Genomic DNA, 22,949 nt, shown 5'->3' on the forward strand with positions numbered 1-22,949 from the left:
CTCAGTTCGGCAAACGCACAGTCAATTCAATTTCGATTTTAAGGTCTGGTGCAGCAAGCGATGCAACGCCCACACCTGTGATGCATGGTTTCGCGCCGCCGAACATATCCAGTATGGCAGGAAAAATCTGGTTCAGCGTATCCGGATTTAAATCCACCATGAAAATGCGCGCTATGACAATGTTTTCAGGGTTTGCGCCAATCGCATCCAGTGCTGCTTTAGCATTCAATGCAGCAATCTTGGCTTGCTCTTCTAAACTTTCTGGAACGGGTAGGCCATCTGGCCGCCATGCAACTTGGCCTGAGATATAGGCCATACGGCCTGGCTCTACGATACTAATTTGAGAATATCCCATTTCACCTGCATCTGGCAGTGTGGAAGGGTTCAATCTGGTAATGGCTTGTGTCATACTAAACTCTATATTGGAAAAGGAAATCTCTACATATGTAGAGAAAAGCTGTCAATGAATAAAGCTGCACGACGTGAAACGATGCTCAATGGAGCGATTAGCCTTTTAGCCAGTAAGGGTTTGGAGGGGATGACGCATCGTGCGGTTGATGAAATCTCGAGCCTGCCGCAAGGTTCAACATCTTACTATTTTTCAAAGAAGACTGATCTTTTGATTGCCGCAGCGGATCATTTGGCAAAATTATTGGAAAAAGATTGCGATGAATTGCAGGTCGGTTTTGCTGACAAAGTTGCGCAAAATGGCATGGATGCAGCCGTCGCTTATGTTGCTGATGAGCTTGCTTCCTATGCAGATTCCTCGCGGCATCTGTTTTTAGCACGTATGGAGCTGACATTAGCGGCTGCACGCCGTGATGATTTATCAGGGGTGGGGGATAAACTCACAGCGGCCGCGCGCAGGCCCATCGCGTTTTTTCTAAAGCTTGTTTCCGATGGAAAAGACGATGTTCCCATAGAGACATGTGCAGGCCTTATTGATGGAATCGCATTGATGTATGCGACCGGCCAAGGGCCAAAGCCCTCAACCGAACAGGTTTCAGCAATTTTCCGTTCGGTTTTATAATCTCATTCACACGTCTTCATGCAGCCCATCGATGCATCATTTGAAAATCATAAATGATTGAACAAAATCTCGGTTGGCCAAGCGTCTGCTGGTAGGCCGTTCTTGTGCTGCACTTCACGCACCGCTGCGCGTGTTCCTGCACCAAGTATGCCGTCGGCTTTGCCAACATCATAGCCAGCGGCGCTAAGCTTAACCTGCAACTCTTTAAGCCTTGCAGCCGGTAGGCCGTTATGGTTTGCGCCTGCATTATAAATCTGTGCGCCGCCAAGACGATTGCCAAAATAGGCAGCCGTCAACACATAGGTAAGTGACTGGTTCCACTCCAGCAGGATTGTGAAGTTTGGATAGGCCAAAAACGCTGGTCCTTTGCGGCCCATGGGCAAAACAAGGCTCGCCTCAAGGTTGGCAGGCAAAGAGCCGCCACGGGCGCTAACGCCGCGCGCTTTCCATTCTGAAACCGGAAGGCGTTTGTGCAAGCCTGCATCATACCATTCCATTTCATTGGGCACGGTCACTTCCTGCAGCCAAGGCTGGTTTGCCTGCCAGCCAATCTTGGATAGAAAATTAGCTGCCGTCATAATCGCATCGGGCGCAGATGTTTTAAGTTCTACTCTTCCATCGCCGTCGCCATCACGGCCTTTGGTCAAATAGTCAGCAGGCAGAACTTGAATTTGCCCGATTTCGCCAGCCCAAGCGCCGGTAACATCGGCAGGAACGATGCCTTGATCGATCAATTTGGCCAGCGCAATCAATTGTGGGCGAAACAGTTCTGGACGCCTGCAATCATGCGCAAGTGTTGTCACCGCATTGATTGTTAAGTCGTCGCCCTGAATTGCACCATAATCGGTTTCAAATGCCCAAAACGATGTAATGATTTCTGGCGCAACACCATATTCTTGGCGCGCGCGCTCAAAAACAGAGGCATATTTTTTAAGGTTCTTTTGTCCGTTATCAATCCGGTTTTGGCTGATAAGGCGGCGTGAAAATTCGACGAAATCAAGGGTGTAAACACCTTGAGCGCGGTCTTTTTTCAGGATTGCTGGATCAATCTTCGCATTTTGCATCGCTTGAATGCCTGCGCCTGAAACGCCTTCGGCTCTGGCTTCATCAACCATCTGGGAGCGCCAAGCGTTAAAGTCACCGCCGCAGCTTTGAGCATAAGCGCTTGTTGAGAGTATTGTGGTCGCAGCGCCTGCGATTAAAACGGATTTCATCAAATTCATTGTTCAGTTCCCACGTAAATTTAAGAATTAATTTTAGCGCGATGAGCGCTTAACCCAGTCACGCCATTGATCGCGCGACCCTGCAAAAACATTCAAGTCGATATCACCCGTGGCACCTTTAACGCGGCCAGTGCCCGTATATTGCCAAAACACAAATGAGCGGCCGGGATAAGTGATCTTTGGATGTGCTTTAACCGAGCGTAACCAGAAGGAATCGTTCTTAAAATGGCCAGCTAAATTTTCTTCGTGAAAATCGACCGTCGTGTAAATTATCGGCCGTGTTCCGTAATGACGTTCGATCGTGCGCATGAAAATTTCCATTTCATGGCGCACTTTTGCTGCCGGAGGGCGCAGTTTACATGTCGGAGAATGCGGGTTCCATTCCATGTCCAAGACATGGGGCAGGGAGCCTCTTATGCGCGGTACATTGCGGATGAACCATTCAGCTTGTTTCTTCGCTGGGGTGCAAAAATAATAAAAATGATAAGCGCTGCTGGCAATGCGCGCTTGCCGTGCGCCGCTGGTATGTTTGGCATACATAGGGTCCAGTACATCACCGCCCTCAGTGGCTTTGATAAAGGCAAATTCGATGCCCTGTTGCTTGAGTGTTGGCCAGTCAATATCGCCTTGATATTTTGCAACATCGACACCGTGGATTGGAAATCCAAATGGTGCACCGCCTTGCCATGAGGTGATGGGATCGCTGTCACCATATCTGGGATTTGCAGAAACGGTGCTTACGCTCGGCGATAGACCTGCATAATCTACAGATGTACATGCGCTAAGTGAAAACATGCTGAAAATCACAGCGCCAAGTCCTAGGTGCTTTCGTACCGAATCAAATTTCATAATGTGCCCATCATTTAGCCCAGTGACACCTTATGGTTTTGAATATTGGCAAACCAGTGGCACAAGAAGTGTAATGCTATTTTGTCTGTCGACTATTTTTGAACCTTCTTGACCTATAGCAACGTTCCGTTAATCGTTGATTAACCATAATTCTGGCGGAAAACATGTTACGAAAAATATTAAGCGGCTTAGTTTTGTTGATTATAGTGGGGCTTGCTTGGCTCACCATTGCACCGCCGGATTTGATCCGTGTTGGAGCAAATTACACGGCAAAAATGATCTGCTCCAATGTCGTTTTAACGGGCCGCAACCCTGACGATGTTCTTAAAATTGATGTGCAGGCGCCAGGCCATCCGCTGCTTAAACTGATGCGCTATTCAATAGATGAACGCGCGGGCACAACGGTCGTGCGAACTGGCCTCTTTGGTTTTATTGGTAAAGGGCTCGCCTTTGGAACAAAAGAACGCGGCTGCACAATCGTTCCTGATGCACGCCAGCTTGGCATTGTTGGTGCGCATGATGCCTTCATTGCCCCGAAAGTTGATTTGAACAATGATGAATGGCCGCAAGGAAACACAGTCACCACAGAAACGAACCAAGAGCTAGAAGCTGTTCTCAACGATCCGGCACTTGCAGGTGAGGGCATGCGGGCTATCGTGATTGTCAAAGACGGCCGCATTATCGCTGAACGTTATGCTGACGGTTTTGATGAAACAACGCCGCTGCTCGGCTGGTCAATGACCAAAACGGTGACTGCGGCGCTGATTGGCGTTGCTCAAAAGCGCGGAATTTTGAGCGTTGATGACACACTCAATTTCGATAGCTGGCGCGGTGATAACCGCGATGTCATTCGCGTACGCGATCTAATGGCGATGGTGAGCGATCTGGAATGGAACGAAGGCTATGGTTCCGTGTCTGATGTAACACGTATGCTCTATCTTGAAGAGGATATGGCAGCCTTTGCGGCGGGCAAGCCGATTGATGCTGAAACGCCAGAACCGACAGGGGATATTTTTGAATATTCGTCCGGTAGCAGCGTTATCCTTTCCAAATATTGGCAAAATGCTGTCGCAAAGAGCGAAGATGCCAACGCATTTCCATCAGAAGCATTGTTTGAGCCGCTTGGCATGGCAAGCGCCGTCTTAGAGCAGGGTGCAGCAGGCAATTTTGTCGGCGGCTCTTACTTATATGCCACAGCACGGGATTGGGCACGTTTCGGGCAATTATTATTGCAGCGCGGCGCGTGGAATGGTGTTTCCTTATTGCCGACCGGTTATGTGGATTGGATGACCGACATACATCCTGCATCGGGCGGTAAATATGGCCGTGGACATCTATGGCGCTTGCCGCCTGCCGAACGTGAAACGCAGGTGAGTGAATTGCCGCAAGGAACTTTTTGGGCAGCAGGCCATGATGGGCAGTCGATTGCGATTATACCGGAAAATGACATCGTTATTGTTCGCCTTGGCCTGACGCCGTCTAATGTCGGCTATATGCCCGGCAAATTGGCAGAAGCAGTTATTCAAGCAACCAAATGAGGTGGGGTTAATGGAACAATCAACGCCTCCATTTTCGCTTGTGGGTCTCGATCATGTGGTCTTCATCGTTGATGATATGCCCAAAGCCTTAGCGTTTTATCAGCAAGTGTTAGGAGCAAGGATAGGCTACTCTTACCCAACCTTAGGCATGGAACAGCTCTGGTGTGGCTGCGCTCTTATTGTCCTGCAAGACATCACAAATCCAGGTGCGGCCTATGCTGCCCCGAAGGTCAAAGGCGGCCGTAATGTCGATCATTTGTGTATTGCGACAACGACATTCGACCATGAGGAAATGCGCAATCATTTAAAAGCGCACAATGTGAAGATCATTCGCGAGGCATTTCACGGCGGTGCACGCGGTATGGGACATTCGGTTTATATTCATGACCCGTTTGGAAATATGCTAGAGATCAAAGGTCCGGCCGAATATGAAGATGGTAAAAATTGGACTTAGCCGGGCCGAAGCCCTGTTTCGACCAGCATGCCGCGCTTTTTAGCCTCGTAATAATAACCGCGGCTATACCATTTGACTGCTTGGTCGTGGCTGCCATTGGACAAAAGCCAAGCGCCGCGCAGATATTTGACGCCATATTTAAGGTTCGTTTCAGCGTCCAATAGATCGTTCGGTGCGCCTTGAAAGCCCATTGTACGCGCCGTTGCGGGCAAGATTTGCATCAATCCATAATAAGGCCCGTTGCGCGCTTTGGGATTATAAGTGCTTTCGCGTTTGACGACACGGTGAACCAGACTTTCTGGCACATCATAAAAAGATGCATATTGAGCAATATGATGGTCAAGCGTTGTCGGCACTGCTTGTTCAGCAGCACGCGGTTCGATTTGAGGTTTGGGCGCACTCACGCAAGCGGCAGGCAGAAACAAAAAGGCATATAGAAAGTGGCGGCGATGCATTGGCAAATATCCTTATTCCCACGCCGCTTATGACGTGAGAATAAGGAAAAAGAATGGTCAATTCTTTTTGCCATAGCCACCGGCTGTTGGCGTTGTAACGATCACGATTTCACCAGCTTTAACGAAGGTTTGATCTGCGTTTTTCAAAACTTCTATTGTGCCGTCCAAACGCTGCACTTCAGTCTTGCCTAACTGCCCATCACCGCCGCCATTAATGCCTTTAGGCGCATGATAACGGTGCGAGGAAAGGATGGCGCAATCCATATCTTTGGTAAAACGCAAGGCACGGCGCGTACCATCACCGCCATTGAATTTGCCTTTGCCGCCAGAACTTTCACGAATGGAAAAATCCTCAACAACGATAGGAAAGCGCATTTCCAATATTTCAGGATCAGTCATACGCGTATTGGTCATATGGGTGTGAACCCCTGAAGCGCCATGAAAGCCGCGGCCATTATTCATGGCACCAGCTGGTGCGCCAGAACAGATGGTCTCATAATTTTGATATTCCGCATTGCCATATGTTAAATTGTTCATCGTTCCTTGCGCGTTGGCCATTGCGCCAAGCGCTTGCAACAAGCAATTGGTGACGTTCTGCGATGTCTCGGTGTTGCCAGCCACAACCGCTGCCGGATAGGTCGGCTTCAACATGCACCCATCTGGAATGATGATATTGATCGGTTTCAGGCAGCCTGCATTCATTGGTATGCCGCTTTCCACCATGATGCGGAAAACATAGAGCACCGCCGCGCGGGTAACAGGTTCCGGCGCGTTGAAATTATTACCATTCATCGGCGATGTGCCGGTAAAATCGACGGTGGCCTCACGACGCTCTTTGTCGACGGTAATCTTGACCGCGATTTGCTGGTCATTGTCCGTTGGATAGACCGCTTCACAATCGCTCAAACGGTCGATAACACGCCGAACGCTTTCCTCGGCATTATCTTGCACATGCATCATATAAGCTTGCACAACGGGCAGGCTGAACTGTGTAACCATGCGCCGAAGTTCGGCTGCGCCTTTTTCATTGGCCGCGATTTGCGCCGTGATGTCAGCAAGATTTTGCTGCGGATTTCGCGCTGGATATTGATGATTTGTCATTATCTCCAGAAACGCTTCGTCATTCAATGTGCCTTCAGAAACCAATTTGAAATTATCAATCAAAACGCCTTCTTGGTCGACATGGGTTGCACGCGGTGTCATTGAACCGGGTGCCATGCCGCCAACATCTGCGTGGTGTCCGCGTGCCGCCGTGAAGAACAGAATTTCGGTTTCATCATCAGAAAACACAGGCGTGACAACCGTGATGTCGGGTAGGTGTGTGCCGCCATTATAAGGCGCGTTGAGCGCATATACATCGCCCGGTTTCATATTAGGGTTTTGCCGAATGATGCTTTCAACAGAGCGGTCCATTGATCCCAAATGCACAGGCATATGCGGCGCATTGGCAACCAATGCACCATCGGCAGAAAATACCGCGCATGAGAAGTCTAGACGTTCCTTAATGTTGACGGAGGAGGCGGTGTTTTGAAGTGTGACACCCATCTGTTCGGCAATGGACATGAATAGATTGTTGAACACTTCCAGCATCACAGGGTCAGCTTTTGTGCCAACTGCCGCGAGGCGTGATTTTTCTTCAACGCGGGTCAACACGATAATATCATTTGCTGTTAATCGCGCTTGCCAGCCTGCTTCAACGACAATCGTTTGGTTATTTTCAATAATCAGCGCAGGGCCGTTTAGTGTCGCGCCCGCTTTCAAGCGTTGATCGTGCGGTGTTTGTTCCTGCCGCATAAACACATTGGCTTGATGCCAATCATTATCCGCAAAGATATGTGTTTCCTGTGCAGGTGTAGCTTCATAAGAAGCTGCGGCATCATGATTGTCATTGGACTGTTTTGCCTCTGAAGTCTCAATAGCTTCAACGCCGACCGCTTCAATAATGAGTTTTCGGCCAGCTGAAATAAACCCGAATTGCGCTTTATGGGCTTCTTCAAATTCAAGCTTTGCAGCTTTAAGATCGCTGCCGTTAAAGGCAACTTCAATCGTGTTGTCTGTGCCGTCATAGCGAATATGCAATGCTTGCTGAACCGCAATGCGGCCGCGTTCAACGCCTTGCTGTGTAAGTTCTGCTTGAACATCTTGCTCCAAGCGATTCAAAAGGCCTGTCATTTCAGCGCGCACATCTTCGTGCATCGGTTGAACAAGGGCATGTTGGCGTGCCGCATAGGTTTTTGATAATCCAATGCCATAAGCTGAGAGCAGACCCGACAATGGATGAATAAGCACTGATGTCATGCCGAGCGCGTCAGCAACAAGGCAAGCATGTTGGCCGCCAGCGCCGCCAAAACAATTAAGAACATAGTGCGTCACATCATAGCCGCGCTGCACGGATATTTTCTTGATCGCATTCGCCATGTTTTCAACGGCAATCGTCAAAAAACCTTCGGCAACTTCGGCGGCCGATTTCCCGTCGCCAATATCTGCGGCAAGGCACTCAAACTTTTCACGCACAATATCTGCATCAAGTGGTTGATCGCGGTCCGGCCCAAAAATCGGAGGAAAGAAGTGAGGGTCGAGCTTGCCAAGCATAACATTGGCATCTGTGACCGTGAGCGGTCCGCCGCGCCGGTAGCAGGCAGGCCCAGGATTGGCTCCTGCAGATTCTGGCCCAACTTGAAAACGTCCATCTTCATATTTTAAGATTGAACCGCCGCCAGCGGCTACGGTGTGAATGCGCATCATGGGCGCACGAATGCGAACGCCAGCAACCTCGGTGTCGAACGCACGTTCATATTCACCAGCATAATGGGCAACGTCGGTCGACGTGCCGCCCATGTCGAAGCCGATGACATGATCGAAATTTTCCATCGCGCAGGTTTCTACCATGCCAACCACGCCGCCAGCAGGGCCAGATAGGATCGCGTCTTTGCCTTGGAAACGTTCTGCCGCCGTCAAACCGCCCGATGACATCATGAATTGCAGGCGAGGGCTGTCTGCATCATCTGTTATGCCTAAAGCGCCTGCAACTTGCTCCACATAGCGCCGCAAAATCGGTGAAAGATATGCGTCAACAATCGTTGTGTCGCCGCGTCCGACAAGTTTTACCAAGGGCGAGACTTCATGGCTCACGGAAATTTGTGAAAAGCCGCATTGCTGCGCCATATTTGCGGCCAGTTTTTCATGGGCTGGGAAAGCCCAAGCATGCATGAAAACAATTGCGACACTGTCGATACCATCGGCTTTTGCATCGGCAAGCTGCTGTTCGAGCGCATTGTTAGAAAAAGGCAATTCAACCGTGCCGTCCGCTAAGACGCGTTCATCAACTTCAATCACGCGCTCATAAAGCTGTTCGGGCAGAATTATCTCTTTGGCAAAAATATCGGGCCGCGCTTGATATGCGATACGCAATGCATCGCGAAAGCCTTTCGTGATCAGCAACAGGGTTTTATCGCCTTTGCGCTCCAACAAGGCATTTGTCGCAACTGTTGTTCCCATGCGAACTGTGCCGATTTTTTCAGATGGCACGGGATCATTGGCTTTTATCCCAAGCAGATCACGTATCCCTTGCACGGCAGCATCAGGGTAGCTTTCAGGATTTTCAGACAGAAGTTTGTGACTATGTAACGCGCCGCTGGGCTCAACCCCGATCACATCCGTAAATGTGCCGCCGCGATCAATCCAAAAGTCCCAACGACTTGCCGACATAAAATACTCCATATTCTAATGCATAATATTCAAGTACATCTGGTATAACCAATGATTTTAACTTTAAAACGTGTGTTTTTGTTGAAATTAGATTAGGTATATCACATATGTAGATTGTTAAACTAAACCGCGCCGATATGGCGCCAACGAAAGAGACTTAAGTTGAAAAAATTATTGATTGCATCTGTTTCCCTTCTCGCTTTGCTGGCCGTAGGTGCTTGTAGCAATGAAGCTGAAGAAGCGAAGAAAAATGTTGAGGGTGCAGCACAGACAGCAACTGAAAAAGCTAATGATGCAGCCGAAAGCGTAAAAAAAGCAACCGATGATGCCGCTGAAAAAGCTGGTGAAGTGGCTAAAGATGCTGAAAGCATGGCAAAAGAAGCTGTTGATACCGTCAAAGAAGCTGCTGATGACGCTGCAACTAAAGCCGGCGAATTGGTTGAAGGCGCTGAAACAATGGCAGACGATGCTGCAGCGAAAGCTGGCCAAGTAGCAGATGATGCCGTTGAAAAAGCCGGTGACATGGTCGATGGCGCAAAAGAAAAAGCAAGCGACATGATGGACGCTGTCAAAGAGACTGTTGGCACAGGTACAGAAGAAGCCGGTGACATGGCTGATAGCGCTAAAGAAAAAGCCAGCGACGTGATGGACGCGACTAAGGAAACCGTTGAAACTGGTGCAGAAGAAACAGGTCAAACAGCTGAAGAACTGAAAAAGGCGACTGATGACGCAGCTGCAAAAGCAACAGAAGCTGCCAAAGATGCAGTTAAAGATGCTACTGATGAAGTGAAATCTGCTGTTGAAGAGCCAAAAGCTCAATAATTAGTTTATCGCCGCGCTCTTTGGCGCGGCGATTTTACCTCGGCTAAACTTTTTAAGAACCGCCACGGAAGTTTTACTTAAACTTTTCTTTCAATTGCATTATGAGTGACGCGATTCAAAGAAAGCGCCGCCAAATGTCTATCTGGGTTCGCATAACTGATTTCGTGTCTGCTACGGCTATCCCTGCCTTTAGTGCAGTGATTGAAGCCGTTCGCACATTGTTTGAAGGCGATCCTGAGACGCGCCGCCGTGTTGCATTTTCGGTCGCCATGATTGCGCTTTCTGCCAAAATGGCAAAGGCCGACGGTGTGGTTATGCAATCCGAAGTCGATGCTTTCAAAGAAATATTTGATATACCCGAAGAGCATGCCGATCAGGTATCCATGCTTTACAATTTGGCGAAACAAGACGTGGCAGGCTTTGACTCCTATGCTGCGCAGCTTGCCAATTTATGCAGCTCACAAGAAGGCGAGAACTGCCCAATCCTGCGCGATATCATCGACGGTTTGTTCCACATCGCTAAAGCCGATAATTTATTACACAGTAATGAATTGGCGTTTTTGCAAGAAGTCGCAGCGATATTTTCGATTTCAGATGCCGAGTTTGACCGCATTTTATCGCGGCATGTCGATAAGGGCGCAAGCGATCCTTATCGAATCTTGGGGTTGAAACCTGGCGTCGAATATAGCGATGCGCGCGCTGTCTATATGGACTTAGTGCGTGAACATCATCCGGATAATTTTCTTGCGCGCGGCCTGCCGATGGAATTCATGAAGATTTCTACAGACCGAATGGCTGCGATTAATGATGCTTGGCATTCGGTCGAAGCAGATTTGAAACGCCTATGATGCCTGAAATATTTAAAGCCGATTTTGAAACCGCTGAAATATGCCCATCGCCCAATTTTGGGCCGCGCAAAGATGATCGCGCAATCGATATGTTGCTACTGCACTATACGGGCATGGATAGCGGTGAGGGCGCACAAGAATGGCTTTGTAGCGAGGAAAGCCAAGTTTCTTCGCATTATATAGTCCATGAAGATGGGCGTGTTGTACAAATGGTGCGTGAGGCGGACCGTGCTTGGCATGCCGGCAATAGCTTTTGGAAAGGCGAAGAGGATACCAATTCGCGCTCGATTGGCATTGAGATCGTCAATGGTGGTCATCCTGCTGGTTTGCCAGATTACCCTAAAGAGCAAATGGCTAGCCTTGTTAAGCTTTGCCAATCGATTTTGTCACGCTACGCAATTCCTGCCGCGCATGTGCTGGCTCATTCCGACGTGGCACCGATACGCAAATTAGACCCAGGTGAGAATTTTGACTGGAAACTACTTGCGCAAGCGGGTGTCGGCCACTGGACAGAGCCAACGGCCATTGCAGGTGGACGTTATTTTAGCGAAGGTGAAACGGGCCAGCCCATTGAAGCTTTGCAGGCCATGTTTAGGCTCTATGGTTACCGCATAGATGTTGACGGTGTTTTCGATGCAAAAACCAAGGGCGTTGTCGAAGCGTTTCAACGCCATTTCCGTCCCAAACGTGTTGACGGTGTCGCTGACATGTCAACGATTGATACATTGCACCGCCTCTTGAGCGCGTTGCCGTAAGTCGATATTTCTCATAAGTCTTTGAATTAAATAAAATTATCAATATCGGTTTGTTACAAACTGATTCGTTATTTGAGTGGACGCTTCGCATTACCAAGCGTTACTCCGCCCGCTGATCGCACATTGCGTTAATCGAGGGTTTCAGTTTGAAAATTTATAAGTTTGTTCTTTCACTATTCGTGGCAGTGACGTTGTCTGCTTGTGCAACCACACAAGACGCCAAAGTTTCAACAAAAGTGTCAAAAAAGACAGAAGTCAGCGCAAAGTTTTCCAGCAAGGGTAAGCCTTACCACGCGATTATCTCACGCCATGCCAAAGCCAACAATATTCCTGTCGGCCTTGCACATGCTGTGGTGTTTTCTGAAAGCAGCTATAAGCCAAGCGCACGCGGTGCAGCTGGCGAAATCGGCTTGATGCAATTACGTCTGCCAACAGCGCGTTTGGTTGGTTATCGTGGTTCTGCCAAAGGACTTTACGATCCTGAAACGAACATCAAATATGGCATGAAATATCTTGGCAAAGCGCGCCAACTGGCAAGCGGAAGCACATGCGGCACTATTTTGCGCTACAATGCTGGCCACGGTGCCAAGCGTATGAATCCTATTTCGCAGAACTATTGTAATAAAGTACAGCGGCTTCTTCGCTAGGATTGCGCTGCATTTGCTAGACAAATTCTGAGCGTGTCCTATTTCATTGCTTAAATATGGAGTGATGAAATGGGACTGCTAAGAACATTATTGGCAATATTGGGTGCTGGGTTTGCTGCGCTCATTGTCTGGGCGCTGTTTCAGGGCAATTTTTCACAGGCAGGCCGCTGGTTGTCCACAGACCCGTGGGGCATTGTAACGCTTGTTGATCTTTATTTCGGCTTCCTGATGTTTGCCGTCATTATCGTTTTGGTTGAACGCAATCGCCAAGCTTTATTTTGGATTATACCGATTCCATTCTTGGGAAATGTGTGGGTTGTCATCTGGTTTGTCATGCGCTTGCCGCGTATTGCACGTGCTTTTCGTGGATAATTACATAGACTTAGTTCGCACCTGACTTGACGATGGCGGTCTGCAGACCGCATAAGAACCCCATTGTTCACAATTTAAGGTGTGCTTGTGCCAACAACCGTTCTCATTGCAGATGACCACCCTTTATTCCGCGACGCTATTAAGTCGGCTATTTGCGATCATATCGGCGATGGAATTGAACCCAACCAGATGATCGAGGCGCATGATTTTTCAAGCGCCATGGCAGCTTTAAAAGAGCATGATGAGGTCGATCTCTTGCTTCTAGACCTTAACATGCCCGGCACCTCGGGTCTTTCTGCGCTTGTATCTGTGCGCGCATCTTATCCATCCGTACCCGTTGTTATTGTTTCTGCGTCCGATGATCATCTCACGGTACACCGTGCCATTGAGCTTGGTGCCTCCGGTTTTATTTCTAAATCAGCATCAACGGACCAAATCAGAGAAGCTGTAAACAGCGTTCTGGCGGGTGACATTGCGCTGCCGCACGATTTGTCTCCGGCAGGCGATGAAGATGAAGAAATTGTCGATTTGATTGCACGCATTAAAACACTCACTCCGCAGCAAGCGCGTGTGCTGGGTATGCTTGCCGAAGGGCTTTTGAACAAGCAGATTGCCTATGAGCTTGGTGTCTCTGAAGCGACGGTCAAAGCGCATGTGTCTGCTGTGCTACAAAAACTCGATGTTGATAGCCGCACGCAGGCCGTTATTCGCCTGTCAAAAATTGGCGCGGATATATTGCGAGACAGCAATAGCCAAAATGACAGCGCTTCTTAAGTAACTATTCGGCTGCCTCATGTGGTTTTTCACGCGGGATTGAGTGGAGCAAAGCGCGCAAGGCAGCAGGTTTAAGTGGCTTGTTGAGGAGCGAGATGTTTTCATCCGCACAAAGCGCTTTTATCGTGTTTGAACGATCTGCCGTAATTAAAATCGCCATCAGATCTGCACCAAATTTTTCACGCACTGTCGCAATTGCACTGATGCCGTCCTCATTGTCGAGGTGATAATCGGCAATAATGGCGTTCGGTGGGTGAGGTGCATCGTCAAGCTTGCTGCTCAATTCAGCAATATTTGTTGCACAAATCGTGCTGGCGCCCCAACCATCAAGCAAGACTGACATGCCTTCAACGATGGACGGTTCATTATCGATACAAGCAATGTTAAGCCCGCCCAGTAAATTGGCTTGCGTCGTCTGCTTGGGGCTCTTTTTCGTTTTGGGCAGAGAGGCTGCGCTGGCAGCAGTCAATGACACCATAAAGGCTGTGCCTGCGCCCGGCGCAGAGCGGATTTCCACTTCTGACCCGATGACACGGGATATTCTATCAACGATTGATAGGCCAAGCCCTAGTCCGCGAGCGATCAGCGCGCCTTCACTGAGCCTTTCAAATTCATTGAAAACGGAGTCCACTTTGTGTTCTGGAATGCCGATGCCCGTATCATAAACACATAGTTTTAAGGCGCTCCCATATCTGCGCACACCGACCAGCACTTTGCCCTTGCGGGTATATTTGAGCGCATTGGAAATTAAATTCTGGCCAACGCGCATGAGCAATGCGCGGTCGCTTTCAACAATTGTACTGGACGGAAGAACGATAAGTTCTAAGTTCTTTTCTTTGGCAAGCGGCAAGAAATCATTGCGCAGTTGATCAAGAAACGGGTTCATTTCAAACGCCGCGCGTGTTGCCTTCAATGCGCCCGCATCAAGCCGCGAAATGTCTAAAACCGCACCGATGATTGTTTCGACAGAGCTAAGGGCTGCATCAATTTTCAAGGCAATATCATGGTGCCTATGTTCAACATCAACCGTGCGCTCCACCAAGGACGCTGTATAAAGGCGCGCCGCATTGAGCGGCTGGCTAATGTCGTGACCCGCCGCTGCAAGGAAGCGTGTTTTGCCGATATTTGCCGTTTCAGCTTCTTGGCGTGCTTTTGCCAACGCTTCATTCACAGAGGTTAGTTCTGCGGTACGGGTTTGCACACGCTGCTCAAGGCTTTGCTTTGATCTCTCCAGCGCTTCATTGGCCTCAACCCGCCCTGTAATGTCCGTATAGGTGACGACCAAACCGCCGTCAGGCATGGGGTTAGAGCGAAGTTCTAAAATGCGTCCACTTTTGGCAAGTGGGAGCAACCAGGCCGAACTTGCTTGACTAATATGGCTAACAAAATCATCGCGCAGATTGGTGCTTACTTCGCCGTGATCAAGAAGGGCTTCTGCAATGTCTTTGAGCGGCATGCCAAAATGACCATATTTCGCGGGCAGATTGAGCAAATGCCTAAACTGGCGGTTCCAATTCTTGAGCTTGTAGTCCTTGTCAAAAACCGTGATGCCTTGGTCCATCTGATCGAGCGCGATTTGCAATAGATCGCGGTTTTGCTGAAGCGCTTCGGATGCATCATCAAGAAGCCGGATTTTTTCATCGGGCGAAATGCCGTCTTTTTCTAAAAGTAGGCCCAGCACAAGACGCGCTGAAGACGAACCAACGGCACTTGCGAGTATTTGCTCAGCATAACGCACAAGATTAACATCGGTGATATTACTGCCGACCAGCTTTTTGTCTTCTTGGTCTTCGTAAGTAGCAAATGCTCTTTGCATACGTTCTATGCCGACATAGCGCGCAACGGTCTCTTTGACCTCATCAACCGTTACCGTGGTTGTAAACCGCTTGAGTTCACTGCTGGCTTGCTGGCTGCGGGGGACAAATGTCGCTGCCTGCACGCGCTCAAGTGGCGTTGAAGCACGCGAGAGTGAGCCAATAATCACAAGCAAAATATTGATGCCAATGCTCCACAAAACGCCGTGGGTTAGCGGTTCAAGCTGCACACCAAATAAGGCTTGTGGTTGAAGGGCGGCTATGCCGAAAGGGCCGGACTGTATCCACGCAATTGTTGGCGAGGAGAGCGCTGGAATGAGCAGCGTATAGGACCAAACTATTGCACCGCCGAGCATGCCGAAAAAGGCACCGCGCGCATTGGCTTTTCGCCAATAAAGCCCGAAGAGCATAGAGGGAACAAACTGCGCCATGGCGGCAAATGAAAGAAGCCCAATCGCGGCCAGCGGTGCGCTTTGTGTCGTTTGCTGATAATAGGCAAAGGCTGCAAAGATAACGACAGCAATTGAAATGCGCCGCATATTCAAAATGACATTCGACCAATTATTGCCCGATGTTTGTAAAACACCGCCAAAACGCCACAGCAATAAGGGGATAATGATGTTGTTCGAAATCATGATGGAAAGAGCGACAGTTGCCACAATAACCATCGCTGTGGCTGCTGAAAGCCCACCAATAAAGGCAACCATTGCAAGCCAATCATGGCCTGCTTGTAGGGGCAGGGCTAACAAATAAAGATCGGCGGGCGTGCCACCCTTAACATAAAGCATGCCAGCAATGGCCACCGGCATGACGAGCGCATTAATGGCGATCAGATAGATCGGGAAAATCCACGCGGCGTGATTGAGTTCATCCTCTGACCTGTTCTCGACAACGATCACGTGAAACTGGCGCGGTAGCACGATGACAGCCGCAGCACTGAGTACTGTCAACACGAGCCATGTGCTAAGCGAGCTGCCTTTGATGATTGCGCGCTGCGTTTCGGCGTTCGATTTGAAAGCCTCTAAAATGGCGGTTGAACCATCGAATAGAAAAAAGGTGATGGCCACTGCAACAAAAATAAAGGCGACGATTTTGATGATAGATTCGAGTGCGACGGCAAGCATCAGGCCGTCTTGGTGTTCGGTCGCATCGGCGTGGCGGGTGCCGAATAGAATGGCAAATATAATCAATGTTATCGCGACGATGAACGCGACATCAAAGTTCAAAATAGTGCTGTCGGCTGAAACATTATAATGCGTCACCATCAAGGTCACGGTGTCAGAAATGGCTTTGAGCTGGAGAGCGATATAGGGCACGGTGCCAATAATCGCGATAAGCACCGCGAGCGCAGCAACACGGGCATTTTTGCCATAGCGTGCAGCCAGAAAATCAGCAATTGACGTTATGCGTTCTGATTTACTGAGCCGAACAATGCGCTTTACCAGCGGCAACCCGACGGTAAAGAGCAATATTGGCCCAACATAAATGCCAAAATATTCAAATCCGCGATCAGCAGCAACGCCGACGGAACCCAAAAACGTCCATGAAGTACAATAAACGGCTAAGGAGAATGCATAGACAAATGGTCGTGGGCGCGACAAATGCGTCGATGTTTGCCGGTCACCATAGGCAGCAACGGCAAAAAGCATTGCCAAATAGATGAATGCCGCCAACGCGATAAGCCAGCCCTGCATGTCGTTTCCCCGCCCGCCAATTTTACTACGGCGGGTAATATGAGCGAAATTATCGCAATATGAAAGCTTGCTGGCAGGTTGTCGTATGTGTTTATGAATTTGTTAAATATTTGCAACTCCAGAGCAGTTGCATTACGAGTGTTCTCAAAATGATACAATTTTATTAAACGATTTAATCAAAAGGAATATACAATGGGAATGATCGGTGAGTTCAAAGAGTTTATTGCCAAAGGCAATGTGATGGATTTGGCGGTAGGTGTTATTATCGGTGGTGCTTTCGGCACAATCGTTAAATCATTGACTGACGATGTTATTATGCCAGTCGTAAGTTCCATTTTTGGTGGCTTGAGCTTCAACAACTATTTTGTGGGTCTTTCATCTGAAGTGACTGCAAACACGCTGGATGCCGCTAAAGAGCAGGGCGCGGTTTTGGCCTATGGTAGCTTCATCACAGCGACAATTAACTTCCTTATCCTCGCTTTCATCATTTTCTTGATGGTTAAAGCCGTCAACAACATGATGCGCAAAGAAGAGCCAGCACCTGAAGTGCCAGCGGCACCACCTGCTGATGTTCAATTGCTTGAAGAAATTCGTGACCTTCTAAAGAAGAAGTAATCACTTGAATCTTTAATCTAAAAATCCCGGCAATTTGTCGGGATTTTTTGTCTCTCGCCTCGTTTTCATAAGAATATTTGTCACAAAACTTCCGTGAAACTTGAAGCTGTTTACGATCTGTGAGTTGACGCGCTTCAATCTTGCCGCGAATCAGGCAAAGCGCTAACGAAAGTGCATGTCAAAGAACACGCCACCACCATCTGATGAACCGGGCAAGGCAATTGAACCGGTAGATCTTAAAGCTGCGCTTGAAGAGCGCTATCTGGCCTATGCGCTATCGACGATCATGCACCGTGCTTTGCCCGATGCACGCGATGGCATGAAACCAGTGCACAGACGCATCCTTTACGCGATGTATCAGCTCAAGCTGAACCCCGGAAGCGCTTACAAAAAATGTGCGAAAATCGTTGGTGACGTGATGGGTAACTTCCATCCGCACGGCGACCAAGCGATCTATGATGCGCTGGTGCGATTGGCGCAGGATTTCTCTGTTCGTTATCCACTGATCGACGGGCAGGGTAATTTCGGTAATATCGACGGCGATAATGCTGCGGCCTATCGTTATACAGAAGCGCGCATGACAGAGGTTGGCACACTTCTGCTTGAGGGCTTGAGCGAAGATGCTGTTGATTTTCGCGACAACTACAATGAAGAAGATAAAGAGCCTGTTGTATTACCGGGCGCTTTTCCAAATCTCTTGGCCAATGGTTCCGCTGGTATTGCGGTTGGTATGGCAACGAATATTCCGCCGCACAATGCTGCAGAACTTTGCGATGCTGCACTGCATCTCATCAAGTTCCCCAATGCTAGTATTGAAAAACTGGTTGAATATGTTGAAGGGCCGGACCTTCCAACGGGCGGAACGATTGTTGAGCCGCGTGCCAATATTCTTGAAGCCTATAAAACAGGGCGCGGCGGATTTAGAACGCGTGCGCGCTGGCACAAAGAAGACACAGGCCGCGGCGGCTATGTGATTATCGTTACGGAAATTCCGTATCAGGTTCAAAAATCGCGGTTGATCGAAAAGATCGCCGAACTACTTATCGCTAAAAAGACACCGCTTTTGGAAGATATTCGCGATGAAAGTGCCGAAGATGTTCGCATCGTATTGGAGCCGAAGTCGCGGGCGGTTGATCCTGAGATTCTTATGGAATCCTTGTTCAAGCTAACAGAGCTTGAAACACGCATTTCACTCAACATGAATGTGCTTTCCCAAGGCATTACGCCGAAGGTGATGAACCTTCGCGAAATGCTTCGCGAATGGTTGGAGCACCGACGCGATGTGCTTTTGCGCCGTTCACGCAACCGTTTGGGCATTATTGAGCGCCGCTTAGAAACATTGAGCGGATTTCTGATTGCCTATCTTAATATTGATGAAGTCATCCGTATTGTACGCTTTGAGGATCGCCCCAAAGCCGAATTGATAAGAACGTTTGAACTTACCGAAGTTCAAGCGGACGCTATTCTTAACCTCCGTTTGCGCGCTTTGAATAAGCTCGAAGAAGTTGAGATCAAAAAAGAATTTGATGCTTTAACGGAAGAGAAAAACCAGATCGAAGCCTTGCTGGCATCTGAAGATAAGCAATGGGAAGTCATCGCTTTTGAAATCAAGGATGTAAAAAAGAAATTCGGCAAAGACACTGAGATCGGCAAACGCCGCACAAACTTTGCTGAAGCAAAAGAAATCGATCTTGAAGCTGTTCAAGAAGCGATGATTGAAAAAGAACCGGTCACGATTGTCGTGTCTGAAAAAGGCTGGATGCGGGCCATGAAAGGCCATGTCGCTGATTTCTCCTCGTTCTCGTTCAAGGAAGGCGACAAGCTCAAAACGGCTTTCCACGCGCAGACCACCGATAAGATTATCGTCTTCACGACCGTTGGTAAGTTTTACACGATTGGTGCCGACCGATTGCCGGGCGGGCGTGGCCATGGCGAGCCAATTCGTCTTGTCGTTGATATGGATAATGACAGCGATATTTTGACTGCTTTTGTTTACAAGGCTGGCCGAAAATTGTTCCTGTCTTCCAGTGTCGGTAACGGGTTTATCGTTGGTGAAAGCGATGTCATTGCCAATACGCGCAAGGGCAAGCAGGTCATGAACGTCAAATTGCCTGACGAAGCTTTGATCTGTCACCCAGTGCCAGAAGGCGCAGACTATGTGGCAAGCGTTGGTGAAAACCGTAAAATGTTGCTCTTCGCTTTGGATCAAGTGCCGGAAATGACACGCGGTAAAGGCGTGCGTCTTCAAAAGTTTAAGGATGGCGGCATTAAGGATGTCACGCTGTTCAAACTGGAAGAGGGCTTAACATGGTTCGATAGTTCTTCGCGCGCGCATAACCGCACGAAAGAGGAGCTCGCCGAATATATGGGCGCACGTGCTGGAGCAGGGAGAATGGTGCCAAAAGGTTTTCCGCGATCGGGTAAATTCAGCTAAGTAAAAGGCGAGGTAGTTATGGTCAAAGAGTTTTATGCTGATGAACACAACTACCATTTGAGCTTGAACGAGATGCTACACATGCGTCTTGGTGCAAAATTCAAATGCCTTAAATGCGCCGCTGAATATGCGTTCGATATACCGGAGCTGATTGCCAAACATGGCGGCGAAACGCGCCTGAGATTTATTCAGCGCAATGCAAAGTGCCGTTATTGCGATTGATCACCGCCGCCGCTTTAAAGGTGAATTTCTCTTAAGCGCCTAAACTCCATCAAATTGCTAGTAAAAGGCGCGTTTTAAGGTGCGCCAAATTAGCTTTTTGTTAACCAGATCAATTTGCCGATTGTTTATTCATTGTCCGTTAAGGTTACGAAAATTGCGCGCTGCGCAGAATAATATCTTTAATGTGAGTGGATTTGATATGCGTTTGGCAGTTTTCGCCAGTTTGGCCTTTGCCGCAACCGCGTTAACGGCTTGTACGTCCGGTTCGACCCGCGATGTGCTTGAATTAAGGCCGTCAGCAGAGGTCGTCAACTCGATTAATGTGTCCCAAATTGATGAAGAGGACAGGTTAGAGCCGCTCTCACTTGAAGAACAAAATCCATTTCCTGCGCCATTGAACGCGCAGCAGCAACCAGCTCCCCAGCGGATTGAGGTTGCAGCATTAAAACCTGAAAATCTGACAAAGCAGGTTGCACCGCAGCCAAAGCATGGACGCACAAAAGTCTATTCAGAGAATTTTCGCGATGCGCATCCGATAAAATTTCATCCAGCGCGTCATCCTTCTAAATTTGAAGTCCACGGTGTCGATGTTTCCCATTGGCAGTCAGATATCGATTGGGAAAAACTGCGCACTCAAGGCGCAAATTTCGCGTTTATTAAAGCGACAGAAGGCGGCAAGCATGTTGACCGCCTGTTTAAGCAAAATTGGAACGAAGCGAAGAAAGCTGGCATTCCGCGCGGTGCCTACCACTTCATGTATTGGTGCCGTAATGCTGAAGAGCAGGCCAATTGGTTTATACGTCATGTGCCAAAAGAAAAGGGCGCTTTGCCGCCGGTGCTTGATGTTGAATGGCACGGCAACCGCAAAACGTGCCCGGGCAAAATTTCTAAAAAAGATGTGCTGGCCAAAATGGAAGTTTGGTCACGCCTGATCGAACGCCACTATGGTCAAAAGCCGATCATTTATACAGCACCTGACTTTTACGATGACAACCTAAAAGGCCAGTTCAAAGATCACTCCTTCTGGCTGCGGTCTGTCGCTGAGCATCCAAAAATGCGTTATCCGAATCAGGATTTTGCCTTCTGGCAGTATTCAGGTACTGGACTTTCAAAAGGCGTCGCGACAAAGATCGATCTCAATGTATTTAATGGTACAGCAGAGAGTTGGCATCGATGGTTGCAGGGGCGCGTGGTGAAGTAAAACCACTTTATGTAATTGAACATTGGCAAATCGCCGAGCCAGATGCTGGTCGTCAGCATTTGATTGCTCAAGGCTATGATGTGCGCGTTGTTGAGCCTTGGAAGGGCGAAACATTGCCTGCGCTTATTGGCGATGAGGCGGGCGTCATGATCATGGGCGGCCCGCAGATGATTTCTGAAGCGACAGCGAGCAATAATGCATTCCTGCTTGATGAATTAAAGTTCATTGAGGATGCGATGGAGAGGCAAATCCCACTTGTCGGCGTTTGTCTGGGTAGCCAGATGATTGCAACTGCTATGGGCGCGAAAGTCTCGTACCGCGATGATGGTGCAATGGCGATGGGCTTTTACGCGATTGATGCAAAGCCAGAAGGCAAGGCCATTGGCTTGGCTGACGACATGATGGTTTTAAACGGCAATAGCCAAACTTGGACATTGCCTGCTGGTGCACAATTGCTCGCCACAGCACAAGCCGATAATCCACATGCCAACCAAGCATTCAGAGCCAATAAAACATTAGCATTGCAGTTTCATCCTGAAGTGACGCGGCCTATTTTGACGCAGTGGCAGTCAGAATTTGGCGAATATATTGGCCGCCCAGGCACGCAATCAAAAGATCAACAAAATGCTGGCTTTGAAGCCTATGATGCAAAGCTAAAGGCTTGGTATCGCAATGTTTTGGATGATTGGTTCGCCGGTCACGCCCATCTTGCCACATAAGCAACAGTGCTTGGGTCAAACCAATTGCGGCTAAATTCTTCTACTGTATCTGCATTACCCCATGACACGCGCTCCACATATCCAAGCGGTGTTCCTTGCGTGAAAGGGCCATCGCTTGGCGCAAAGTCTGGGCATGGTGAAACGCTGACAGCATCTTCAACGCGCGCAATCCAGAAGTTCAAATTTTGCCTGTAAAACAGATGCATAGCTTCTGGCATTGATTCAATATCTAAGCTTGCCGCGTGCCGTGCATCAAACCAGATTTCTTCAAGCGCGGCAGGTGTTTTGCCTAAAAAGCGCAAACGGCGCACGCGCCATGCATGGTGTGAAGAACTGTCTCCAAAGGGCGGCAGGAAATCTGGGCATGGGCATTTGTCGAGAGACAATATTTGCGCTGTTGGCAGGCCAGCGCCAGATTTAAGCTCTAAATGGAGAAACTCATAAATCGAACCGGATTTTGCGCGTTTGCGCACATAGGTGCCTGATCCTTGGATGCGTTCAAGCAGTTTTTTCTCTTCCAAATCCGCAAGCGATTTACGCAAAGTACCAACAGCAACACCCAAATGCGCGGCAAGGTTGGCCTCTGTTGGCAGGCGCGTTCCATCCGGCCAAATGCCAGCGGCAATCTCGCGCGATAACAGTTCTGATATTTGCATATAAAGCGGTAAAGCACCGCCGCGTTGTTTCTTATCAGGCAAGATTTTTCCCCCAAACTTGGCGCAATAATAAAAGGGGCGCTTGGTCATGTCACGATAAATTATGGGTTCTAAATTCA

21 protein-coding genes are annotated in these 22,949 nt (G+C 48.8%); 14 read left to right on the plus strand and 7 right to left on the minus strand.

Annotated elements, in window-relative coordinates:
- Nucleotide 1 precedes the first annotated feature (1 nt).
- Complete coding sequence (locus C504_RS0101550) at nucleotides 2–409, minus strand: RidA family protein (protein WP_018687540.1); 408 nt, start codon at nucleotides 407–409, stop codon at nucleotides 2–4.
- Between the two features lie 54 nt (nucleotides 410–463).
- Between C504_RS0101550 and C504_RS0101555 the strand changes: the two genes are divergently transcribed.
- Nucleotides 464–1,030: a TetR/AcrR family transcriptional regulator gene (locus tag C504_RS0101555; RefSeq protein ID WP_018687541.1), complete on the plus strand. Its 567-nt coding sequence runs from the start codon at nucleotides 464–466 to the stop codon at nucleotides 1,028–1,030.
- A gap of 47 nt (nucleotides 1,031–1,077) precedes the next feature.
- On the opposite strand, the gene C504_RS0101560 is transcribed toward C504_RS0101555, so the two are convergent.
- Together C504_RS0101560 and C504_RS0101565 are read right to left on the minus strand one after the other, a co-directional pair.
- Nucleotides 1,078–2,253: a lytic murein transglycosylase gene (locus C504_RS0101560; protein WP_018687542.1), complete on the minus strand. Its 1,176-nt coding sequence runs from the start codon at nucleotides 2,251–2,253 to the stop codon at nucleotides 1,078–1,080.
- A gap of 33 nt (nucleotides 2,254–2,286) precedes the next feature.
- Nucleotides 2,287–3,102, minus strand: a complete 816-nt coding sequence (locus C504_RS0101565; RefSeq protein WP_018687543.1) for a glycoside hydrolase family 25 protein — start codon at nucleotides 3,100–3,102, stop codon at nucleotides 2,287–2,289.
- Nucleotides 3,103–3,266: 164 nt separating this feature from the next.
- On the opposite strand from C504_RS0101565, the gene C504_RS0101570 reads away from it, so the two are divergent.
- Together C504_RS0101570 and C504_RS0101575 are read left to right on the plus strand one after the other, a co-directional pair.
- Nucleotides 3,267–4,640, plus strand: a complete 1,374-nt coding sequence (locus C504_RS0101570) for a serine hydrolase domain-containing protein (RefSeq protein WP_018687544.1) — start codon at nucleotides 3,267–3,269, stop codon at nucleotides 4,638–4,640.
- 10 nt (nucleotides 4,641–4,650) lie between these two features.
- Nucleotides 4,651–5,094, plus strand: a complete 444-nt coding sequence (locus C504_RS0101575; protein WP_018687545.1) for a VOC family protein — start codon at nucleotides 4,651–4,653, stop codon at nucleotides 5,092–5,094.
- Here the strand turns inward: C504_RS0101575 and C504_RS17010 are convergent.
- Nucleotides 5,091–5,549, minus strand: coding sequence for a lytic transglycosylase domain-containing protein (locus C504_RS17010; RefSeq protein ID WP_018687546.1), 459 nt, complete (start codon nucleotides 5,547–5,549; stop codon nucleotides 5,091–5,093). The two genes, C504_RS0101575 and C504_RS17010, sit on opposite strands and share 4 nt — an antisense overlap.
- Nucleotides 5,550–5,606: 57 nt before the next feature.
- Nucleotides 5,607–9,257 (minus strand): hydantoinase B/oxoprolinase family protein, encoded by a 3,651-nt coding sequence (locus C504_RS0101585; RefSeq protein ID WP_018687547.1) that lies wholly within the window; start codon nucleotides 9,255–9,257, stop codon nucleotides 5,607–5,609.
- A gap of 162 nt (nucleotides 9,258–9,419) precedes the next feature.
- Between C504_RS0101585 and C504_RS18220 the strand changes: the two genes are divergently transcribed.
- From C504_RS18220 to C504_RS0101615, 6 genes are all read left to right on the plus strand, one after another.
- Nucleotides 9,420–10,079, plus strand: coding sequence for a hypothetical protein (locus tag C504_RS18220; RefSeq protein ID WP_052323623.1), 660 nt, complete (start codon nucleotides 9,420–9,422; stop codon nucleotides 10,077–10,079).
- A gap of 134 nt (nucleotides 10,080–10,213) precedes the next feature.
- Nucleotides 10,214–10,927: a J domain-containing protein gene (locus C504_RS0101595; protein WP_026317130.1), complete on the plus strand. Its 714-nt coding sequence runs from the start codon at nucleotides 10,214–10,216 to the stop codon at nucleotides 10,925–10,927.
- Entirely contained in the window at nucleotides 10,924–11,682 is a 759-nt protein-coding gene (locus C504_RS0101600; protein ID WP_018687550.1) for an N-acetylmuramoyl-L-alanine amidase, read from the plus strand. Before C504_RS0101595 ends, C504_RS0101600 begins: the two co-directional genes overlap by 4 nt.
- 146 nt (nucleotides 11,683–11,828) lie before the next feature.
- Nucleotides 11,829–12,329 carry a lytic transglycosylase domain-containing protein gene (locus C504_RS0101605; protein WP_018687551.1) on the plus strand — a complete coding sequence of 167 codons (501 nt, stop codon included), beginning with the start codon at nucleotides 11,829–11,831 and terminating at the stop codon, nucleotides 12,327–12,329.
- Between the two features lie 69 nt (nucleotides 12,330–12,398).
- Complete coding sequence (locus C504_RS0101610; protein ID WP_018687552.1) at nucleotides 12,399–12,701, plus strand: hypothetical protein; 303 nt, start codon at nucleotides 12,399–12,401, stop codon at nucleotides 12,699–12,701.
- Between the two features lie 81 nt (nucleotides 12,702–12,782).
- Nucleotides 12,783–13,475, plus strand: a complete 693-nt coding sequence (locus tag C504_RS0101615) for a response regulator (RefSeq protein WP_018687553.1) — start codon at nucleotides 12,783–12,785, stop codon at nucleotides 13,473–13,475.
- Between the two features lie 4 nt (nucleotides 13,476–13,479).
- Here the strand turns inward: C504_RS0101615 and C504_RS0101620 are convergent, their stop codons facing one another.
- Nucleotides 13,480–16,983 carry a PAS domain-containing hybrid sensor histidine kinase/response regulator gene (locus C504_RS0101620; RefSeq protein ID WP_018687554.1) on the minus strand — a complete coding sequence of 1,168 codons (3,504 nt, stop codon included), beginning with the start codon at nucleotides 16,981–16,983 and terminating at the stop codon, nucleotides 13,480–13,482.
- A gap of 198 nt (nucleotides 16,984–17,181) precedes the next feature.
- Here C504_RS0101620 and mscL point away from each other — a divergent pair, with 198 nt between their 5' ends.
- The 5 genes from mscL to C504_RS0101645 all read left to right on the plus strand — a co-directional run bounded on the left by mscL (nucleotide 17,182) and on the right by C504_RS0101645 (nucleotide 22,174).
- Nucleotides 17,182–17,598, plus strand: coding sequence for a large conductance mechanosensitive channel protein MscL (gene mscL / locus C504_RS0101625; protein ID WP_026317132.1), 417 nt, complete (start codon nucleotides 17,182–17,184; stop codon nucleotides 17,596–17,598).
- Nucleotides 17,599–17,773: 175 nt separating this feature from the next.
- Entirely contained in the window at nucleotides 17,774–20,032 is a 2,259-nt protein-coding gene (gene parC / locus C504_RS0101630) for a DNA topoisomerase IV subunit A (RefSeq protein ID WP_018687556.1), read from the plus strand.
- An 18-nt stretch (nucleotides 20,033–20,050) separates the two neighbouring features.
- A complete protein-coding gene (locus C504_RS0101635) occupies nucleotides 20,051–20,254 on the plus strand; it encodes a hypothetical protein (protein WP_018687557.1) in 204 nt (67 codons plus the stop codon).
- Nucleotides 20,255–20,453: 199 nt separating this feature from the next.
- On the plus strand, nucleotides 20,454–21,455 hold the full coding sequence (locus tag C504_RS0101640; protein ID WP_018687558.1) for a glycoside hydrolase family 25 protein: 1,002 nt from the start codon (nucleotides 20,454–20,456) through the stop codon (nucleotides 21,453–21,455).
- A complete protein-coding gene (locus C504_RS0101645; RefSeq protein WP_083923109.1) occupies nucleotides 21,428–22,174 on the plus strand; it encodes a glutamine amidotransferase-related protein in 747 nt (248 codons plus the stop codon). Before C504_RS0101640 ends, C504_RS0101645 begins: the two co-directional genes overlap by 28 nt.
- On the opposite strand, the gene C504_RS0101650 is transcribed toward C504_RS0101645, so the two are convergent.
- Entirely contained in the window at nucleotides 22,153–22,872 is a 720-nt protein-coding gene (locus tag C504_RS0101650) for a GntR family transcriptional regulator (RefSeq protein ID WP_026317133.1), read from the minus strand. The genes C504_RS0101645 and C504_RS0101650 overlap by 22 nt on opposite strands.
- Nucleotides 22,873–22,949: the final 77 nt, after the last annotated feature.

Origin of the sequence: Ahrensia kielensis DSM 5890 (assembly GCF_000374465.1) — a bacterium.
Lineage (GTDB): Bacteria > Pseudomonadota > Alphaproteobacteria > Rhizobiales > Rhizobiaceae > Ahrensia > Ahrensia kielensis.